The 16184-nt window shown below is 64.3% G+C and carries 14 protein-coding genes and 2 pseudogenes; 2 read left to right on the top strand and 14 right to left on the bottom strand.

Annotated features, from left to right (window positions below):
* Positions 1-4 precede the first annotated feature (4 nt).
* The 10 genes and pseudogenes from G5575_RS13055 to G5575_RS21805 form a co-directional block, all read right to left on the bottom strand.
* On the bottom strand, positions 5-1711 hold the full coding sequence (locus G5575_RS13055) for a hypothetical protein (protein ID WP_164534663.1): 1707 nt from the start codon (positions 1709-1711) through the stop codon (positions 5-7).
* Positions 1708-2844, bottom strand: coding sequence for a protein-glutamate methylesterase/protein-glutamine glutaminase (locus G5575_RS13050; RefSeq protein WP_164534662.1), 1137 nt, complete (start codon positions 2842-2844; stop codon positions 1708-1710). Before G5575_RS13050 ends, G5575_RS13055 begins: the two co-directional genes overlap by 4 nt.
* Before the next feature lie 7 nt (positions 2845-2851).
* Positions 2852-3718: a CheR family methyltransferase gene (locus G5575_RS13045; RefSeq protein ID WP_164534661.1), complete on the bottom strand. Its 867-nt coding sequence runs from the start codon at positions 3716-3718 to the stop codon at positions 2852-2854.
* Between the two features lie 12 nt (positions 3719-3730).
* Positions 3731-4189 carry a chemotaxis protein CheW gene (locus G5575_RS13040; protein WP_164534660.1) on the bottom strand — a complete coding sequence of 153 codons (459 nt, stop codon included), beginning with the start codon at positions 4187-4189 and terminating at the stop codon, positions 3731-3733.
* Positions 4190-4352: 163 nt separating this feature from the next.
* On the bottom strand, positions 4353-6437 hold the full coding sequence (locus G5575_RS13035) for a HAMP domain-containing methyl-accepting chemotaxis protein (protein ID WP_164534659.1): 2085 nt from the start codon (positions 6435-6437) through the stop codon (positions 4353-4355).
* Positions 6434-6928: a chemotaxis protein CheW gene (locus G5575_RS13030; protein WP_164534658.1), complete on the bottom strand. Its 495-nt coding sequence runs from the start codon at positions 6926-6928 to the stop codon at positions 6434-6436. Before G5575_RS13030 ends, G5575_RS13035 begins: the two co-directional genes overlap by 4 nt.
* Complete coding sequence (locus tag G5575_RS13025; RefSeq protein ID WP_164534657.1) at positions 6925-8895, bottom strand: chemotaxis protein CheA; 1971 nt, start codon at positions 8893-8895, stop codon at positions 6925-6927. The genes G5575_RS13030 and G5575_RS13025 overlap by 4 nt, the downstream gene beginning before the upstream one ends.
* Positions 8892-9260, bottom strand: coding sequence for a response regulator (locus tag G5575_RS13020; RefSeq protein WP_164534656.1), 369 nt, complete (start codon positions 9258-9260; stop codon positions 8892-8894). The genes G5575_RS13025 and G5575_RS13020 overlap by 4 nt, the downstream gene beginning before the upstream one ends.
* A gap of 12 nt (positions 9261-9272) precedes the next feature.
* Positions 9273-9593: an STAS domain-containing protein gene (locus G5575_RS13015; RefSeq protein ID WP_164534655.1), complete on the bottom strand. Its 321-nt coding sequence runs from the start codon at positions 9591-9593 to the stop codon at positions 9273-9275.
* Between the two features lie 406 nt (positions 9594-9999).
* Positions 10000-11048: pseudogene (locus G5575_RS21805) on the bottom strand (HD domain-containing phosphohydrolase).
* A gap of 113 nt (positions 11049-11161) precedes the next feature.
* On the opposite strand from G5575_RS21805, the pseudogene G5575_RS13005 reads away from it, so the two are divergent.
* Positions 11162-12345, top strand: a pseudogene (locus tag G5575_RS13005) (TIGR03862 family flavoprotein).
* Here G5575_RS13005 and G5575_RS13000 read toward each other — a convergent pair.
* From G5575_RS13000 to G5575_RS20510, 4 genes are all read right to left on the bottom strand, one after another.
* A complete protein-coding gene (locus G5575_RS13000; protein WP_164534654.1) occupies positions 12333-13304 on the bottom strand; it encodes a cation diffusion facilitator family transporter in 972 nt (323 codons plus the stop codon). The pseudogene G5575_RS13005 and the gene G5575_RS13000 sit on opposite strands and share 13 nt — an antisense overlap.
* A gap of 221 nt (positions 13305-13525) precedes the next feature.
* Complete coding sequence (locus G5575_RS12995; protein WP_164534653.1) at positions 13526-13837, bottom strand: ArsR/SmtB family transcription factor; 312 nt, start codon at positions 13835-13837, stop codon at positions 13526-13528.
* Positions 13837-15276 carry an ABC transporter ATP-binding protein gene (locus G5575_RS12990; RefSeq protein ID WP_235935944.1) on the bottom strand — a complete coding sequence of 480 codons (1440 nt, stop codon included), beginning with the start codon at positions 15274-15276 and terminating at the stop codon, positions 13837-13839. The genes G5575_RS12995 and G5575_RS12990 overlap by 1 nt, the downstream gene beginning before the upstream one ends.
* On the bottom strand, positions 15165-15713 hold the full coding sequence (locus G5575_RS20510) for a hypothetical protein (RefSeq protein WP_235935943.1): 549 nt from the start codon (positions 15711-15713) through the stop codon (positions 15165-15167). The genes G5575_RS12990 and G5575_RS20510 overlap by 112 nt, the downstream gene beginning before the upstream one ends.
* Before the next feature lie 95 nt (positions 15714-15808).
* Between G5575_RS20510 and G5575_RS12985 the strand changes: the two genes are divergently transcribed.
* A complete protein-coding gene (locus tag G5575_RS12985; protein ID WP_164534652.1) occupies positions 15809-16180 on the top strand; it encodes a VOC family protein in 372 nt (123 codons plus the stop codon).
* Positions 16181-16184 lie beyond the last annotated feature (4 nt).

Below are 16184 nucleotides of genomic sequence, written 5' to 3'. Positions count from 1 at the left end.
TTCCTCAAAGCATGAAATCGGAGAGGTCGTCCTCCGCTTCGCCGCCGTTTTCATTGGCAGGAGCCGCGGCGATGACCTGGCCGAAGAGCCGGGCATGGACCTGGCGCTCGGCTTCCATGGTATAGGTCTTGCGCAGGGTTTCGAGCAGGGCGTCGAGGCTGGGTGAAAGCTCGGTGGGGAGCGGGGCATCGGTGAGGCCGGCGATGCCGAGAGCGATGTCGTCGAGCGTTTCGGCGAGGGCTGCCTGGCCAGAAAGACTGCGCTCGGCGGTTTGCAAAAGGGTGATGACCTTGGGGCCATCGGTATTGAGCTTGCCCAGGGCCGCGGCGATGGTCTGATCGAGCTTGCCGAGGATTTCGAGCGCTAGATTGGCCTGATCCTCCAGCGCGCCGACGGCCGAGTTGTCGCCGGCCGAGGCGAAGGCGCCGGCGAGGGCTGCCGATTGATCGAGCTGGCGCATGGCGGCTTCCGCGGCGACCACGGTCTGGGTGGTCAATTCGCGCAGCTGCTGGGCGATGACGGTGAGCGAGGCGCCGCGGGGGCCGAGCTGGGCGCAGCGGACGGCAGCGTTAAGGCTCACGAGGCGCATATTGTATTCGATTTCCTGCACCGCCTCGACGTGTTCGAGGAGAATACGGACCGTGCCTTCGACGGCGCTGGCGACGGTTTCGAGCTTGCCGCGCTCGGCTTCAAAATCCTTGAGGATGGTGACGGCGGCGCGCAGCTGGGCATTGAGGCTGGCGATGGCGGAGTTTTTGGCTCCGTCCCTGCCATGAAAGTCCCGGCTGCGGGACATGATGGTGCCAGCGTCGGCTGCGAGCTCGCCGACGGCATCATCGGCGAGGGCGACGTCGTGGAGGAAGCTTGTGGCGGTTTCGCTGAGCTGGCTTTGCTCGAGCGTCACCAGGGCTGCGATGGCGGCGGGGAGGTCGTCGCCGTCATAGGTGCCGGCGGCAAGATCGGCGAGGCGGGCAAGGCCGGTTTCGACATGTTCGAGGCGCTGACGGGTCGCGTCGCCGACCTGGAGGGCCATAACGGCGTTGCCGATGCGGCCGACGATCTGGCGGGAGATGCGGCCGGTTTCGGCGCTGCTGTCGACGGCGGCGCTGCGTTGCTGGGCAATGGCGCCGATGGTGTCGGCAAGGCTTTGCGCGAGGCCGGTGAGGGTGTGCGCGTGGGCCGCCTCGAAGCGGGCGCGCTGGGCGGCGGCGCGATCGACCTCAGTGGTCAGTTGGCGATAGACCTGGGCAAAATCCTGGATGGTGCGGCTGGCACTATCGGAAAGCGTCGCGATATCGGTGGTGAAGACGGCAAAGTCTTCGTTGTCGCCGACGATGCCGGCGGCGGTGACGCGGGCATTGACCGAGACAATGCCCATCATCTTGACGGTGCGGCGGAGGTCCGAGATCGGCGAGTTGGCGGCAGCGACGACTTCGGTGAGCTTTTGAAGGTCGGCTTTTTCCTGCGCGAAGGTGTCCGACAGAGTGGCGGCACGGGTGGCGACGGCGCGGAGATGTTCGACGGCTTCTTCGACCTCGCTGCCCTGAAGGGCGGTGGGGAGCGCATCGAAGAGCTTGCTCAGGGTGTTGAGCATGGCGGCGCCTTCGGTGAGGCGGGCGCCGACGGAAACGAAGGCGTTCTCGATGGCTTCGCGCGGGCGGGCAAGGTCCTCAAGCAGACGATGAATGCGGGCGGGGTCGATTTCGGTCATGCCGTGGCTCCCAGGGCGGCGCGGCGGCCGAAGGTGGTGATTTCGGCCGCCATCTTGCCCAGCGGTAGGGTGCGGGAGGCGGCGCCGCGGGCGATGGCTTCCTTGGGCATGCCGAAGACGACGCAGGAGGCTTCGTCCTGCGCGAGCGTGGGACTGCCCATCTGGCGCATTTCGAGGAGGCCGCGGGCGCCATCGTCGCCCATGCCGGTAAGGATCATTCCAAGCGCATTGGCGCCGGCGGCCTGCGCGGTGGAGCGGAAGAGGACGTCAACCGAGGGGCGGTGGCGCGAGACGTGCGGGCCATCGGTGATTTTGACGGTGTAGCGCGAACCGTTGCGGACCAGGAGCATGTGAAAATTGCCGGGGGCGAGTAGCACCTGGCCTGGCTGAACCAGATCGCCGTCTTCGGCTTCCTTGACGCGGACGGCGCAGGTGCCATCGAGGCGGCGGGCGAAGGCGGAGGTGAATTTTTCCGGCATGTGCTGGACGATGAGAATGGGCGGGCTGTTGGCGGGGAGCGCTTCGAGCACTTCGCGCAGGGCTTCGGTGCCGCCAGTCGAGGCGCCGATGGCGACGATCGGATCGGTGACCGGCATGCGGGCAATGAGGCTCTGGCGGCGGTGCTCGGAGAGAGGCGGCAGGATTTCGTCGGCGCTGAGCTTGGCTTCGACCTTGAGATCCGCGGTCGGGACCGGCGCCTCGCGCTTGACGCCACGCATCCTGGCGTGGGCAGCGCCCTTGGCGGCGTCGCAGATGCGCATGCGAGAATCCTGGAGGCGCTGGGCGGTGTCGATGCGCGGCTTGGCGACGACATCGACGGCGCCGGCTTCGAGCGCCTGCATGACGGTGTCGGAGCCTTCCTGGGCGAGGCTGGAGCAGATCACGACCGGGATGGGTCGCTGCGACATGATCTTCTTGAGGAAGGTAATGCCGTCCATGCGGGGAAGTTCGATATCGAGAAACATGACGTCGGGCACTTCCTGGCGGATGCGCTCGACGGCGATATAGGGATCGGCGGCGGTGCCCATGACTTCGAGGTCCGGGTCCGAGCCGATGATGTCGCTGAGGGTGGTGCGCACGGAAGCGCTGTCGTCGACGATAAGGACGCGGATCTTTTTGCCTGAACTGGTCATGGCGAGCTCAAATCTTCTGGAACACGGCCGGCGCGATCTGCCGCATGGTGATCGACGTGCCGATCATGGACTCCGAATGACCAAGAAGAAGATAACCGCCGGGTCGCAAATGGCCGACAAGGCGGGTAATGACCTTGGCCTGATCGACCTTGTCGAAATAGATCAGCACATTGCGCAGGAAGATGATGTCGACGTCGCGGTCGATGCCGTAGTTTTCGGCCATGAGGTTGAGGCGCTGGAACTGGACGAGACGGCGGAGTTCCGGGACGATGCGCACTTCGGGGCGGTTCCCCTGGCGGCGCGCGAACATCAGGTAGCGCGACTGCATGCCGGGTGGGACCGGGGCGATCAGTTCGGCGGGGTAGACGCCGGTGCGGCCCTGTTCGAGCACGTCGGTGGAAATGTCGGTGCCAAGGACGGCGAAGCGAAAGTCGCGGCGCTGGGCGGCCTGGTCGGCAAGGACCATGGCAGTGGTGTAGGCTTCGGCACCGGTGGAGCTGGCGGCGCTCCAGACCTTGATCAGTGGATTGCGCTCTCGTCTTGAAATCAGCTCGGGCAGCAGCAGCTTTTCGATGATTTCGAAATGCTCGGGCTCGCGGAAGAAGTCGGTCTTGTTGGTGGTGACGGCGTTGATCAGGAAGGGCAGTTCGCTGTCGAGCCCACCCTTGCGGAAGAGGTAGTCGCCGTAAGCGCCGAGATTTGCGAGCTTGAGCGTGCGGACGCGCTTGCGCAGGCGGCCCTCGACCATCAGCCGCTTGGCTGGGGGCAGGCGAATACCGACTTCGCTGCCGATCAGCGCCGAGATGCGGTTGAAATCGGCAAGGCTCAGATGATCGTCGTCGGTGTCGGTCAGGGTGCGGGCAAGGGCGGTCACGGCAAACTCCGGTCAGGCGGCGGCGAGGCCGGGCATGTCGCCCAGGAGACGATCGAGGTCGAGGACGGTGACGAAGGCGCCATTGCGGCGGCCGATGCCCAGGATGCAATGGTTGCTCCAACTGGCGCTGACCGCGGGCGGCGGATCGAGCGCGTCGCTATCGAGCACGGTGACCTCGTAGACGCGATCGGCACGGAGGCCGAGGGTCACGGGATCGACGGGGCCATTGACGGTCAGGACGACGATGCGGGTGTTTTCCGTGTCGGGCGCATCGGGGAGACCGAGGGTCTGGCGCAGATCGAGGACCGGAACGCCCTGGCCGCGGACGTCGATCATTCCAAGGAGGTTGCTCGGCGCGCGCGGCAGGCGGGCGATCGGCTGCATGTCGAGGATTTCCTGGACCTTGCTGACCGGGGCGGCGAAGAGCTCACCGGCGACGCCGAGGGTCACGTATTGAGTGTGTTCGGGCATGTTTGTTCCCTGTTGGCGCTGCGTATTCGGTATGGGCTGGCTGCTTCCTCACCCGCGATGTCATCCCCGCGCAGGCGGGGATCCATCCTGAGATCTCAGGATGGGCCCCGGCCTTCGCCGGGGTGATACGCGGTGGGGGGAAGCTGGCGCATCCCTACAGGTTCTAGGCCGAGCGGCGGGTGAACTCGCTGTCGAGGTCGTCGCCGTCGCTGCCCAGATCGAGGTCGAAGCCGCCGCCGGTTGCCATTTTCGGCTTGCCGCTCTTGCGCGGCGCCATGTGCGGGGCCTGGGCGAAGATGGCGCGCTTCAGATCGTTGGCGGGCTTGTCGACGATGGCTGCGACCGTGGACGATGCCGAGGCATCGGTGCGGAAGTAGCTGATGGCGGACTGGAGCTGTTCGGCCTGGCTCGCGAGCTCCTCGGAGGTCGCCGACATTTCCTCGGCAGCCGAGGTGTTCTGCTGGGTGACTTTGTCGAGCTGCTGGATGGCGGTGTTGATCTGCGCCGCGCCGGCATTCTGCTCACGCGAACCGGCGGATATTTCTTCCACCAGTTCGGCTGTGCGCTGAATGTCGGGCACGAGCTTGGAGAGCATTTCGCCCGCGGACTGGGCAGCCTTGACCGTGGTGCCGGAGAGCGTCGAGATCTCGGCGGCAGCGGCCTGCGACCGTTCGGCGAGCTTGCGCACTTCGGAGGCAACGACCGCAAAGCCGCGGCCATGTTCGCCGGCACGAGCGGCTTCCACCGCAGCGTTGAGCGCGAGGAGGTCGGTCTGGCGGGCGATTTCCTGCACGACCATGATCTTTTCGGCAATGGTCTGCATGGCGGTAACGGCGTTGGTCACCGCTTCGCCGGAGGCGATCGCATCGGCAGCGGACTGGCGGGCGATCTTTTCTGTCTGGGACGCATTGTCGGCCGACTGCTTGATGGTCGCGGCCATTTCTTCCATCGAGGCGGAAGCCTCTTCGGTGGAGGATGCCTGTTCGGTCGCGCCCTGGGAAAGCTGTTCGGCAGTGGCGGACATTTCCTGGGAGCCGGCGGCGACGTTGCGGGTAGCGGCGGTGACTTCGCTCACCACTTCGCGCAGCTTGGTGGTCATGGCGTTGAGCGCCTTGATGAGGTCGGTGACTTCATCGTCGCCCTTGACCGAAGCGGTGGCAGAAAGATTGCCGTCGGCCACTTCGTTGGCGAGGCGCACGGCGCTCGACATGGCACGGGAGATGGAGAGGACGATCCAGGTGGCGGCGATGGCAGCGAGGACGGCGGAGCCCACCAGAAGCGCGATCAGCAGCATCATGGACTGGTTGTAGAGCGCGTCGGCCTCGGTGTCGGCTTCCTGCAGCAGCTCCTTGTTGCGCTCGACCATGGAGTCGAGCAGATCGTCGGCGGCGGTGCGGATGGTGGCGGCTTCATCGGCCAAGACATTGGCGTTGTAGTCGGACTTGGTCAGGGCGACATCAACGGCCTTGTTCATCGCAAGGACGAGGTTTTCGTAAGCGGACTTCGCATCGTTGAAGAGCGCCATTTCGCCCATGGGCATGGCCCGCTGCAGCACCGGAAGCGCTTCGTTGATGCTGGCAAGGCCGGTGACATAGTCGGCGTGCCACTTGTCCTGGAGTTCGGGGTCGTTGGCGGCGAGCAGGATGTTGCGCTGCTGGCGGAAGATGTCGGTCATGGTGAGGAAGCTGTCGGTCGCCATCTGGTAGGCGAGGAAGGCTCCTGGTTCGCCAGCGGTGGCGCGGGCGGCAAGGGCGGTCTTGAGAGTGCCCATGGTTTCTTCGACCTGCCCCAGGGCATCGCTGCCTTCCGAGCGGGAGATGGCCAGCGAAACGGTATCGCTGTTCTGGACGGTCAGTGCCTCGATCTCCGGGATCATGGCGCTATATTGATCGAGCTTGAGCTGGAAATCGGCAAACTGCTGGCGCACCGTGGGATCGGCAATGTTGCCATCGATCTGGTCAACCGTGGTGGCAATGGTCGAGAGCGTGCGATCGATGACCGCCTTCTGCTCGGTCATGACGTCGACGTCATTGGTGATGATCATGGCGCGGAGACGCGAGCCGACGCTTTCGAGCGAGGTCTGCACATCGGACATGGCGATGGTATTGGCGGCGCGCACATCGACGATGGTGCCCAGCGAGTCATTGAGCTTTCCCAGGCTCTGGATGGCGAGGAACATGCTCGCGCCGGAAAGCGCGACGACAACGGTGAACACCGTCGCCAATTTTGCCTTGATAGTCAGTCTCACGATGCAGACCTTTCTTCTGATGCTGCTGCGGGCGCGCTTCTGCCGCCTTGTGTTTCGAAAATTCGTCCCAGATCGGGGATGATGATGAAGCCGCCATTGCGCTTGCCGATGCCGCGAACGAATTCGGGGCGCCAGCGCATGCCGACCTTGGGAGCTTCCTCGATGGAGGCGGACTCAATGTCGGTGACGTCATGGACCTTGTCGGCGAGGATGCCGGCGATCATGGGCTCGCCGTCGAGATCGAATTCCATGACGACGATGCGGGTGTCTTCGTCGGGCTCGGGCTGCGCCATGCCGAACATGACGCGCAGATCCGCGAGCGGCACGACGCGGCCGCGGACATTGATGAGGCCGCTGACGAAGGGCGAAGCGTGCGGCACTTCGGTGACCGGCACGAGATCGAGGATTTCGCGGACTTTGGAGGCTTCGACGGCGAAAAGCTCGTCTTCGAGGCGGATGGTCAGCGCCGTCATGGGCGCGGCGGCGGTCATGCGGCTTTCCCTTCGATGGTCCGATCGACATAGGACTGCCCGGAAGCGACCAGATGGGCCGTATCGAGGATGAGGGCGACGGTGCCATCGCCGAGGATGGTGGCGCCGGAGAAGGACTTGATGCCGGAGTGAAGCCTGGAGAGCTGCTTGATGACGGTCTGATTGTTGCCGATGATTTGATCGACCACGAGACCGACGCGACCTTCGCCGGAGGAGACGATGACCACCTTCTGGTGCAGTTCGGCGGGACCGGGGGTGGCGAAGACTTCACGCAGGCGAAGATAGGGGACGAGGCTGCCGCGGATATCGAGGAAGTTGCGGCCCCTGGCATGAGCGGCGGCGTTCTCCGGAAGCTCGACGCATTCTTCGACGGCGGCGAGAGGAATGGTGTAGCGGCCCTTGCCGACTCGGACGAGCATGCCGTCGATGATGGCAAGGGTCAGCGGCAGGCGCAGGGTTGCGGTCGTGCCCTGGCCGGGGACGGTCGAAAGTTCGATCGTGCCGCGCAGGCCATCGATGGTGCGCTTGACCACGTCCATGCCGACGCCGCGGCCGGAAAGCGAGGTCACTTCCTTCGCCGTGGAGAAGCCGGGGGCGAAGATCAGCTGATAGAGTTCTTGCTCGGTGAGCTTGGTGTCGGCGGTGATGAGGCCGTTTTCCTCGGCCTTGGCGCGAATGCGGGCGGTGTCGAGCCCGGCGCCGTCATCGGAGACGGAGATCGCGACTTCGGCGCCGGAGTAAACGGCGGAGAGGCGGACGGTGCCCTTGGCCGATTTGCCGGCGGCGGCGCGGCGGTCGGCGCTTTCGAGGCCGTGGTCGACGGCGTTGCGGATGAGGTGGACCAGCGGATCGGCAAGGCGCTCGATCATGGTCTTGTCGAGTTCGGTGTCTTCGCCGGTGGTAATGAATTCGATTGGTTTGCCGAGTTCGGCGGAGAGGTCATGGACGAGGCGCCGGAAGCGGGAGAAGAGCGTGCCGATGGGCACCATGCGGATGCCCATCGTGGTGTCGCGCAGGCCGGAAGAAAGGCGTTCGAGCTCTTCGGCGATGGTCTTGAGCGCGGTGTCGGAGCTAAGGGCCGCGATCTGGCTGAGGCGGGCCTGGGCGATCACCAGTTCGCCGACGCGGTCCATGAGCTCGTCGAGGCGTTCGGCGGGGACGCGAAGCGAGGTGGCGGCGGGGCGCTCGATGGCTTCGGGTTTTTCGATGAGCGGCCTGGGTTGCGGAGCAACGGGTTCGGGCGCGACTTCGACGATGGGTTCATCGGTCGCCAACTCGGTGAGCTTCAGTTCCATGTTGTCGCGCAGAAACAGGAAGACGTCATCGATGGCGGCTGCGGGATCGTCGGCGACGATATCGACCTGCCAGCCGATATGGGGGACCTCGGGGTCGAGGCTTTCGAGCACCGGCACGCGGTCGGTGAGGGCGGTGATGGTGCAGGGGCCGATCTGCGCCAGCTCTTCGAGCAGCAGCAGGGGATTGGTGCCGTAGATCAGGGCATCGGCGGGGAGGAAGAAGACGAGGCGCCAGGTCTTGGCGGCGGAAGCGGGCTGTTCGCTCTTTGCCGGAGCTGGCTTTGCGGCTGGAGCGGGTGTGCCGCCATCGACGACGATGCGCAGGGCCGCGAGGATTTCGGCGCCACCGGCGATATGGGCTTCGGGCGTTTCGATCAGGCGGTGAATGTGGTCCTTGGCGTCGAGGGCAATGCCGATCAGCGCCGTATTGGCCTGGCTCTGACCCTTGCGGACGCGGTCGAAGGCGGTTTCGAACTCGTGCACGAATTCGGCGACGGCGGTGAAGCCGAACATGGCGCCCGAGCCCTTGATGGTGTGGAGGGCGCGGAAGGTCGAGTTGATGAGGCTCGAATTGGACGGGTCCTGTTCGAGATCGAGGAGGCCGGCTTCGAGCTGGTCAAGCAGCTCGCGCGCCTCCTGCCGGAAGGTTTCGGTGGGGTCGGCGATGTTCATGCCCCGGTGACCTTCTTGATGATGGCGAGGAGCTGGTCCTGCTTGAAGGGTTTTACGATCCAGCCGGTGGCACCCGCTTCCTTGGCCTGGCGCTTCAGGTCCTCGTCGGACTCGGTAGTGAGGAGGATGATCGGGATACCCTTGGAGGAGGGGTGCTGGCGGTATTTCCTGATGAACTCGATGCCGTTGAGGACGGGCATGTTGAGGTCTGTCAGGACCGCATGGACGGTGTTGGCCACGGCCTTGTCATAGCCATCGGCGCCGTTGACGGCTTCGATGACCTCGAGACCCGCGCCGGTCAGCGTCATGGCGACCATCTGGCGAATGGAGGCGGAGTCATCGATGGTGAGGATGGTCTTGCTCATGCGATAACGTCCCTATGCATGGTCTGAAGATGCGGCCCAGAAGGCGCGATGTGGCTGTGCCGGCGCGAGAAAGCCTGCGGCGTTAAGGATCGAGCGCAGGGGCGGTCCGAGCGGAGCGAGAAGAGAGAGCGTCTTGCCGGCGGCTGCGGCACTGGCACGGGCGGAGAGCAGCGATTGCGCCGTGGTGAGGTCGGCGGCGGTCAAAGCCTGCGTGTCGATCTCGATGTGATCGTGCGCGGCGAGCGCCTGCTTGAGGCTCAAGGCGATCTCGGCGGCGGATTTGATGCTGCCATCACCCGAAAGGACAAGGGTATGCGGTCTTGTACCGGCCATGGCTATGGCCTTAAGTAAAGTACTAGGGGGACATAAGGTGGTCTCTACCGAGAACGAGATACTGGGAAGCGGTAGGCGAAAATGTTATCGCGGAGCGCAGCTCACTATGCTGGACATCATCTAATGACTTCGCCGTATTCCCATCCGGCTTAGTATCTAGAATGGCATCTTCTATTTAACCGATGGTTACGCTGACACTATTTGTGTCAGGCTTGAGTGCTGGAGCGTCAGTTATACTGAGCGAGTAGATCAGGTGCGGGCAGGCGTGATTCACAGGGTGCGTGAATCGATTCTCGGGCGCACTGAATCCTCGCGCGATGACTCGGAGTCATCGTGAAAGATCAGGGCGGCGAATACTGTTTGATTGATTATCGCTGTCGGCAAAGAGCTAGCGGAAAACCTGCGGCTAGAAGCCGACAGCTTGCCTTGGCTGTTCAGCCTGCATGATTCGGCTTATTTCTGGCCATTTGCCGCGAAATGCGGCAACGCACGCGGGATCGAAATGGTTGCCACTCGATCGAATTATTTCTGCATAGGCTTTCTCGATGGGCCAGGCAGGTTTGTAAGGACGCTCGGAGCAAAGGGCGTCGAAGACATCGGCAATGGCGACGATGCGGGCCTCGATCGGGATATCGGTGCCGGATAGCTGGTCGGGGTAGCCGCTGCCGTCCCACTTTTCGTGATGGCTCTGGGCGATCAGTTCGGCCGTGCGGATCAGGTCGGAGCCGCCTTGTTCGAGAATGCGGGCGCCGATGGTGACATGCTCTCGCATCACCGCCATTTCGCCGTCGGTCAGCTTGCCGGGCTTGGAGAGGATGGCATCGGCAATGCCGATCTTGCCGATGTCGTGCAGCGGCGCGGCGAGATAGATCATGCGGCAGCGATCGGGCCCGAGGCCGATGCCTTCAGCGATCAGCTGGCTGATCTGGGCGACGCGGGACACATGTTCGCCGGTGCCGCCGTCGCGATATTCGATGGCGCGGGCGAGGCGATCAATGATCTCTTCTTCGCGGGCGAGAAGGTGGGCGGTGGCGCGCTCGACTTCGCGGGTCAGCCAAAGGGCACGATCGGCCAGCTCGACCTGAGCCTGGCGGAGGGCGAGGAGATTGGCGACGCGCGCCTGCAGCTCGGTGGCGTCAAATGGCTTGTGCAGGAAGTCGGTGGCGCCAGCCTTGATGGCTTCGATGCGCACATTCTTGTCGCTGTCGGAGGTCACCATGATGACCGGCACGGTGCGATAGGCTGGGCGGGCGCGGAGGGCGGCGGTGAAATGGACGCCGTCCATTTCGGGCATGATGTGATCGACGACGATCAGGTGGAACTGGGTATCGTCGCAAAGCTCGAGGGCCTCGATCGGGTTAAGGCAAAGCTCGACCTCGCCGCTCACCGTTTCCCGGACGATGGCGCCGATTAGGCAAGGCTCGATCGGCTGTCGTCGACTATCAGCACGCGCATTGCAGAAAACCCTCGCCCGTGATCGGCAAGGTTAGGCCACAGGTCTTATCCGAAGCTTAACTTCTGGTCGCGGGCGCAGCGCTGGGCTATGCGAGGCGAAACGGAGTTTATTCATGGGCCAAAGCCGCATCGGCATTATCGGAGGCGGACCGGCCGGGCTGATGGCGGCCGAGGCTGCGGCGGCGCAAGGTGCCAAGGTGGTGGTGTTCGACGCCATGCCGACTGTGGGCCGCAAGTTCTTGATGGCGGGCAAGTCGGGGCTTAATATCACCCATGGCGAAGAGCATGCGCTTCTGCGCGGCCGCTTCGGGGTTGCAGGCGAACGGCTGCATGCGGCGCTGGATGCGTTTGATGGCGCGGCATTGCGCGAATGGTGTGCTGGGCTTGGAATCGAGACCTTTGTGGGGTCGTCGGGCCGCGTCTTTCCCAAGCAGATGAAGGCGTCGCCGCTGTTGCGGGCCTGGCTGGCTCGGCTGGCGGAGCAGGGCGTCGAGATCCGGACGCGCTGGCGTTGGGCTGGGTTTGCGAGCGACGACCTGGTGTTCGAGGGCGGAAAGCAGGAGCGGTTCGACGCGGTGGTGCTGGCGCTGGGTGGCGCGAGCTGGCCGCGGCTGGGATCGGACGCGTCCTGGGTGCCGTGGCTGCAAGAGCGGGGCGTCCTTGTGTCGGCGTTCCGGCCGGCCAATATCGGGTTCGAGGTGGACTGGAGCCCGGTCTTTGCTGAGCGCTATGCGGGCGAGCCGGTCAAGGCGGTGACAGCAAACGGGGTGACGGGCGAGTTCGTGGTGACGCGCTGGGGCATCGAGGGGAGCCTCGTTTATGCCCAATCGGCAGCATTGCGCGATGCGCTGGAACAAAGTGGAGCGGCGGCGCTGACGCTCGATCTTGTGCCGGGGCGGACCGTGGAGCGTTTGGCCAAGGATTTAGGGCGGCAGCCGGCTAAGGCAAGTTTCTCCAACAGGCTGCGCAAGGGGCGGGGCTCGATGGCGTGAAACTGGGTCTGGTGCGCGAGCTTTTGCCGGACGCGACGGGCATGAGCGCCGATGCGCTGGCGGCGGCTGTAAAGGCGCTGGTTTTGCCGGTAGCGCGGCCGCGGCCCATTGCGGAGGCGATCTCATCGGCAGGGGGTGTCGACTGGGCCGGGGTGGACGAGCGCTTCATGCTGAGGGCATTGCCAGGCGTCTTCGTGGCGGGGGAAATGCTGGATTGGGAGGCACCGACGGGTGGGTATCTGCTCACGGCGTCGTTTGCGACCGGCCGCGCCGCAGGCCTCGCGGCTGCCGCTCACGCGGGGTGAGCGGAGACCGGACCGGGGCAGCCGGCACAGGCGCCGGACCAATCGATCTCGATCGTGGCGTGGCTGATCTTTTCAGCCTCTAACGCCGAGCGGGTCTGCGCGGTGACCTGGGCCGGATCGGCGCCCGGTTGCAAAGCGATGTCGAGCGTTGCCATGGCCTGGCCCGAGGACAATGACCAGACATGGAGGTGGCCGACGCCAGCGAGGCCCGGCACGGCGGCAAGCAGCGTGTCCCGCAAAGCGGTGGGTTCGACGCCTTCGGGTGCGCCTTCCATCAGAATGTTGAAGGTGCGGGTCAGGAGCGCCCAGGCGCTGCGCAGGATGAGGAGGCTGACGACCAGCGAAAGGATCGGGTCGATGGGCATCCAGCCGGTGAGCCAGATTATTGCGGCAGCAACGATGGCGCCGACCGAGCCTAGGAGATCGCCGAGCACATGGAGCAGGGCGCCGCGAATGTTGACGTGATCCGCATCGGCGCTCGAAAGAATACGGAAGACGAGGAGGTTGATGACGAGGCCGATCACCGCAACGACCAGCATTGGACCGGCAAGCACTTCCTCGGGCCGGAAGAAGCGCTGGACGGCTTCGTAGGCGATCCAGCCGACGAGAGCGAAAAGGCTGAGGGCATTGATGAGGCCGGCGAGCACTTCGAGGCGGGAATAGCCAAAGCTGCGCCGTGCGTCGGCGGGTCGGCGACCGAGGCGAAAGCCGAGCCAGGCGAGGAAAAGGGCGACGGTGTCGGTCAGCATGTGACCGGCATCGGCGATCAGGGCAAGCGAGCCGGAGAGTACGCCGCCGAAGACTTCGGCCACCATGAAGGTGCCGGTAAGCACGAGACCGATGAGGACGGCGCGTTCGTTGCTGGCGCTGACCGATGGGGCGTGGCTGTGGCCGGCATGATTGTGATCATGGTCGGCATGATCGTGATGGCCGTGATCGTGTATGTGGTCGTGCGCCATCGTGGTCCTCAAGTGGGAGGATATATGAACATGTATTCATATGAGGGTCAAGGCTGATCGAAAGGTGTTTGCGAAAGCGGCTCCCCCTCCACCGCCTTGTAGGCGGTCCCCAGCCATTCGAGCGTAGCTCTCATGGCCTTCTCTCCTAAAATTGTTCCACTGGAGCAATTTTGCCTTCGGCCGGCTCGAAGCCCCGCAGGCGGGGGAGGAAAGAAAGAGGGCTAGTCGTCGTCGGCTTCCCCGTCTTCCATGGCGTGGGCGACCATGTCGGTGAGCATGCGGGCGATGTGTTCGTCGGCGGCTTCGTAGAAGACTTGCTTGTTTTTGCGGGTGCCGCGGACGAGGCGAGCGGCTCTCAGCAGGCGCAGGTGGTGGCTGACGAGGGATTGGCTGGCACCGGTTGCCTTGGCGATGTCGCCGACGGCGATTGGGGCTTCGAGGCAGGTGAGGAGGACGCGGAGGCGGGTCGGATCGCCGAGGAGACGGTAGGTCTCGGCGATGACGGTGATGTGGTTGTCTTCGGGCAGCGCCATCAGCGGTATCCTGCAGCTTGCAGTTCGAAGAGTTCGGCATAGCGGCCGCCGAGCGCAAGCAGTTCTTCGTGGCTGCCGGCTTCAAGGATCGCGCCGTTGTCGAGGACTAGGATGCGATCGGCCATGCGCACGGTCGAGAAGCGGTGCGAGATGATGACGGCGGTCTTGCCGGCGGCGAGGCCCTTGAAGCGGGCGAAGACTTCGGCCTCGGCCTTGGCGTCGAGGGCGGCGGTGGGTTCGTCGAGGATGATCAGCTCGGCATCGCGCATATAGGCGCGGGCGATGGCGACCTTTTGCCATTCGCCGCCGGAAAGGTCGCGGCCCTGCTTGAAGAGTCGGCCGAGCTGCTGGTCATAGCCTTGCGGCAGCTTGTCGATGACGTCATCGGCAAGGCTCTGCTCGGCGGCGCTTTCGATGCGGGCCTGGTCGTCCTTGGCCTCGATGCGGCCGACGCCGATATTGTCGCGGGCGGTGAAGCTGTAGCGGATGAAATCCTGGAAGATGACGCCGACATGGCGGTGGATTTCGTTGGCCGTCATGCTCTTGAGGTCGACGCCATCGACGGTGATCCGGCCTTCGCTGGGATCGTAGAGGCGGGTCAGGAGCTTGACGATGGTGGTCTTGCCGGCGCCGTTCTCGCCGACCAGCGCCAGGGTTTCGCCGGCTGCGAGGGTGAAGCTCAGATCGCGGACAACCCAGTTTTCGGTTTCGGGATATTTGAAGCCGACGCCTTCGAAGCGGATGCCCTGGGTGATGGGCGCGGGGAAGGGGCTTGGGTTGGCGGGAGCCAGGATGGTGGGCTCGATCTCGAAGAAGGAGAAGAGATCGTCGAGATACATGGACTGGCCGGCGATGGCGGTGAAGCCGAGGAGAATGCGCTGGAATAGACCGTTGAGGCGCAGGAACGAGCCGGAGAGAAAGGCGAGATCGCCGAGGGTGAATTCGCCGGTGATGGTGCGCCAGACAATATAGGCATAGGCGGCATAGTAGGCGACGCTGGCGATGGCGGCAAAGACCGAGCCCCAGGTGGCACGCAGCGTCGTGACGTGACGATTTTCAAGGTAAATGGCGTGGGCCAGGGACTTGAAGCGGGTGATGAGGTAGTCGCCGAGGCCAAAAAGCTTGACCTCCTTGGCGGTTTCGGCGCTGGCGCCGATGTGGCGGAGATATTCGAGTTCGCGCCGCTCCGGAGTGCGCCAGCGGCTCATCATATAGGCGAGGGTGTTGAAGCGGGTTTCGCCCCAGATCGAGGGAATGAAGCTCAGCGGCAGCAAAAGGATCAGCCAGGGCGCGTAGACGAAGAGGCCGGCGGCGAGCGTGGCGACGGTTAGGATGTCCTGCGCCTGGCCGAACATCTGGCTGAGGAGCGCATTGCGACCGGCGGCCTGGCGGCGGGCACGCTCGAGGCGGTCCTGATATTCTGCCGATTCGAAATGCATGAGGTCGAGCTTGGCCGCGTGGGCCATGAGTTCGACGCTGACCTGATTGAATGGAGCTCGGAGAGGATGGAGTCAACGAGGCCGGTGACGCGCGCGATGACGTCGTTGGCGAGCACCAAAGCGAATTCGAACAGCAGCAAGAGCAGCATGTGTTCGAGGAGGCCAGCATTCCACCAGTCGAGGATGGAGGGGCCGGGGGCTTCGAGCGCGGTGAGGCGGACGACTTCGTCGACGATCAGCTTGGCAGCGTAGAGCACGGCAACGGGCTGGAAGGCGGCGACCACGCGAAGGCCGATGGAGGCCGCGGTCAGCGGGCGGCTGGTGCGCCAGATCTGCGCGACAAGGCGTCCGAGATGGCGCAGGTTTTCGAGGCGCTCGCGGAAAGTTGGGGTGCTGTCGGGAGTTGGCGGCGGACGGCGGCCAGGAAGATCGGTCATGAGGACAATGTAGTGCGCGCAAGGGTCGGCGGGAATAGGGTGCGGTTGCAACGCGCTGAATGGGCGGGCGTTCATCTTCTTTGAGGAGAACGAAGGTGCTTAAGGACAAAGACAGTGCCGCAATCGTGGCGGTGAAGGACCTGGCGCGGGCTAAGGCGTTTTATGCCGACGTGCTGGGGCTTGAGCAGGTGAACGGGCAGGACGAGCAGGTGGCGGAGTTCCGCACCGGGAAAACGAGTCTTGTCGTTTACGTCTCGGACTTTGCCGGGACCAACCAGGCCAATGCGGTGGTGTGGGGCGTTGGCGAGGAGATCGACGCGATCGTTGTGGCGCTACGCGAGAAGGGCGTGCGGTTCGAGCAGTATGAGGGGATGGACTTTGCCGATGGCATTCACAGCAGTGGCGGGTTCAAGATGGCCTGGTTCAAGGACCCGGACGGTAATATTTTTCATCTGAATAATATGTAGGGGG

The organism is Devosia aurantiaca (genome assembly GCF_011058215.1).
In the GTDB taxonomy this organism is placed as follows: domain Bacteria; phylum Pseudomonadota; class Alphaproteobacteria; order Rhizobiales; family Devosiaceae; genus Devosia; species Devosia aurantiaca.
This window is presented reverse-complemented; position numbering and strand designations above follow the sequence as displayed.

What these genes read in the sequence shown, in the direction of transcription:
- G5575_RS13015 (WP_164534655.1), bottom strand. Translation starts at nt 9,593, where the DNA reads ATGGCCGGTACAAGACCGCATACCCTTGTCCTTTCGGGTGATGGCAGC.
- G5575_RS12995 (WP_164534653.1), bottom strand. Translation starts at nt 13,837, where the DNA reads ATGGCGCTGCCCGAAGACAACCACATCACCGTCATCGCCGAGACCTAC.
- G5575_RS13040 (WP_164534660.1), bottom strand. Translation starts at nt 4,189, where the DNA reads ATGCCCGAACACACTCAATACGTGACCCTCGGCGTCGCCGGTGAGCTC.
- G5575_RS13050 (WP_164534662.1), bottom strand. Translation starts at nt 2,844, where the DNA reads ATGACCAGTTCAGGCAAAAAGATCCGCGTCCTTATCGTCGACGACAGC.
- G5575_RS13000 (WP_164534654.1), bottom strand. Translation starts at nt 13,304, where the DNA reads ATGGCGCACGACCACATACACGATCACGGCCATCACGATCATGCCGAC.
- G5575_RS20510 (WP_235935943.1), bottom strand. Translation starts at nt 15,713, where the DNA reads ATGACCGATCTTCCTGGCCGCCGTCCGCCGCCAACTCCCGACAGCACC.
- G5575_RS12990 (WP_235935944.1), bottom strand. Translation starts at nt 15,276, where the DNA reads ATGCATTTCGAATCGGCAGAATATCAGGACCGCCTCGAGCGTGCCCGC.
- G5575_RS13055 (WP_164534663.1), bottom strand. Translation starts at nt 1,711, where the DNA reads ATGACCGAAATCGACCCCGCCCGCATTCATCGTCTGCTTGAGGACCTT.
- G5575_RS13030 (WP_164534658.1), bottom strand. Translation starts at nt 6,928, where the DNA reads ATGACCGCCGCCGCGCCCATGACGGCGCTGACCATCCGCCTCGAAGAC.
- G5575_RS13020 (WP_164534656.1), bottom strand. Translation starts at nt 9,260, where the DNA reads ATGAGCAAGACCATCCTCACCATCGATGACTCCGCCTCCATTCGCCAG.
- G5575_RS13025 (WP_164534657.1), bottom strand. Translation starts at nt 8,895, where the DNA reads ATGAACATCGCCGACCCCACCGAAACCTTCCGGCAGGAGGCGCGCGAG.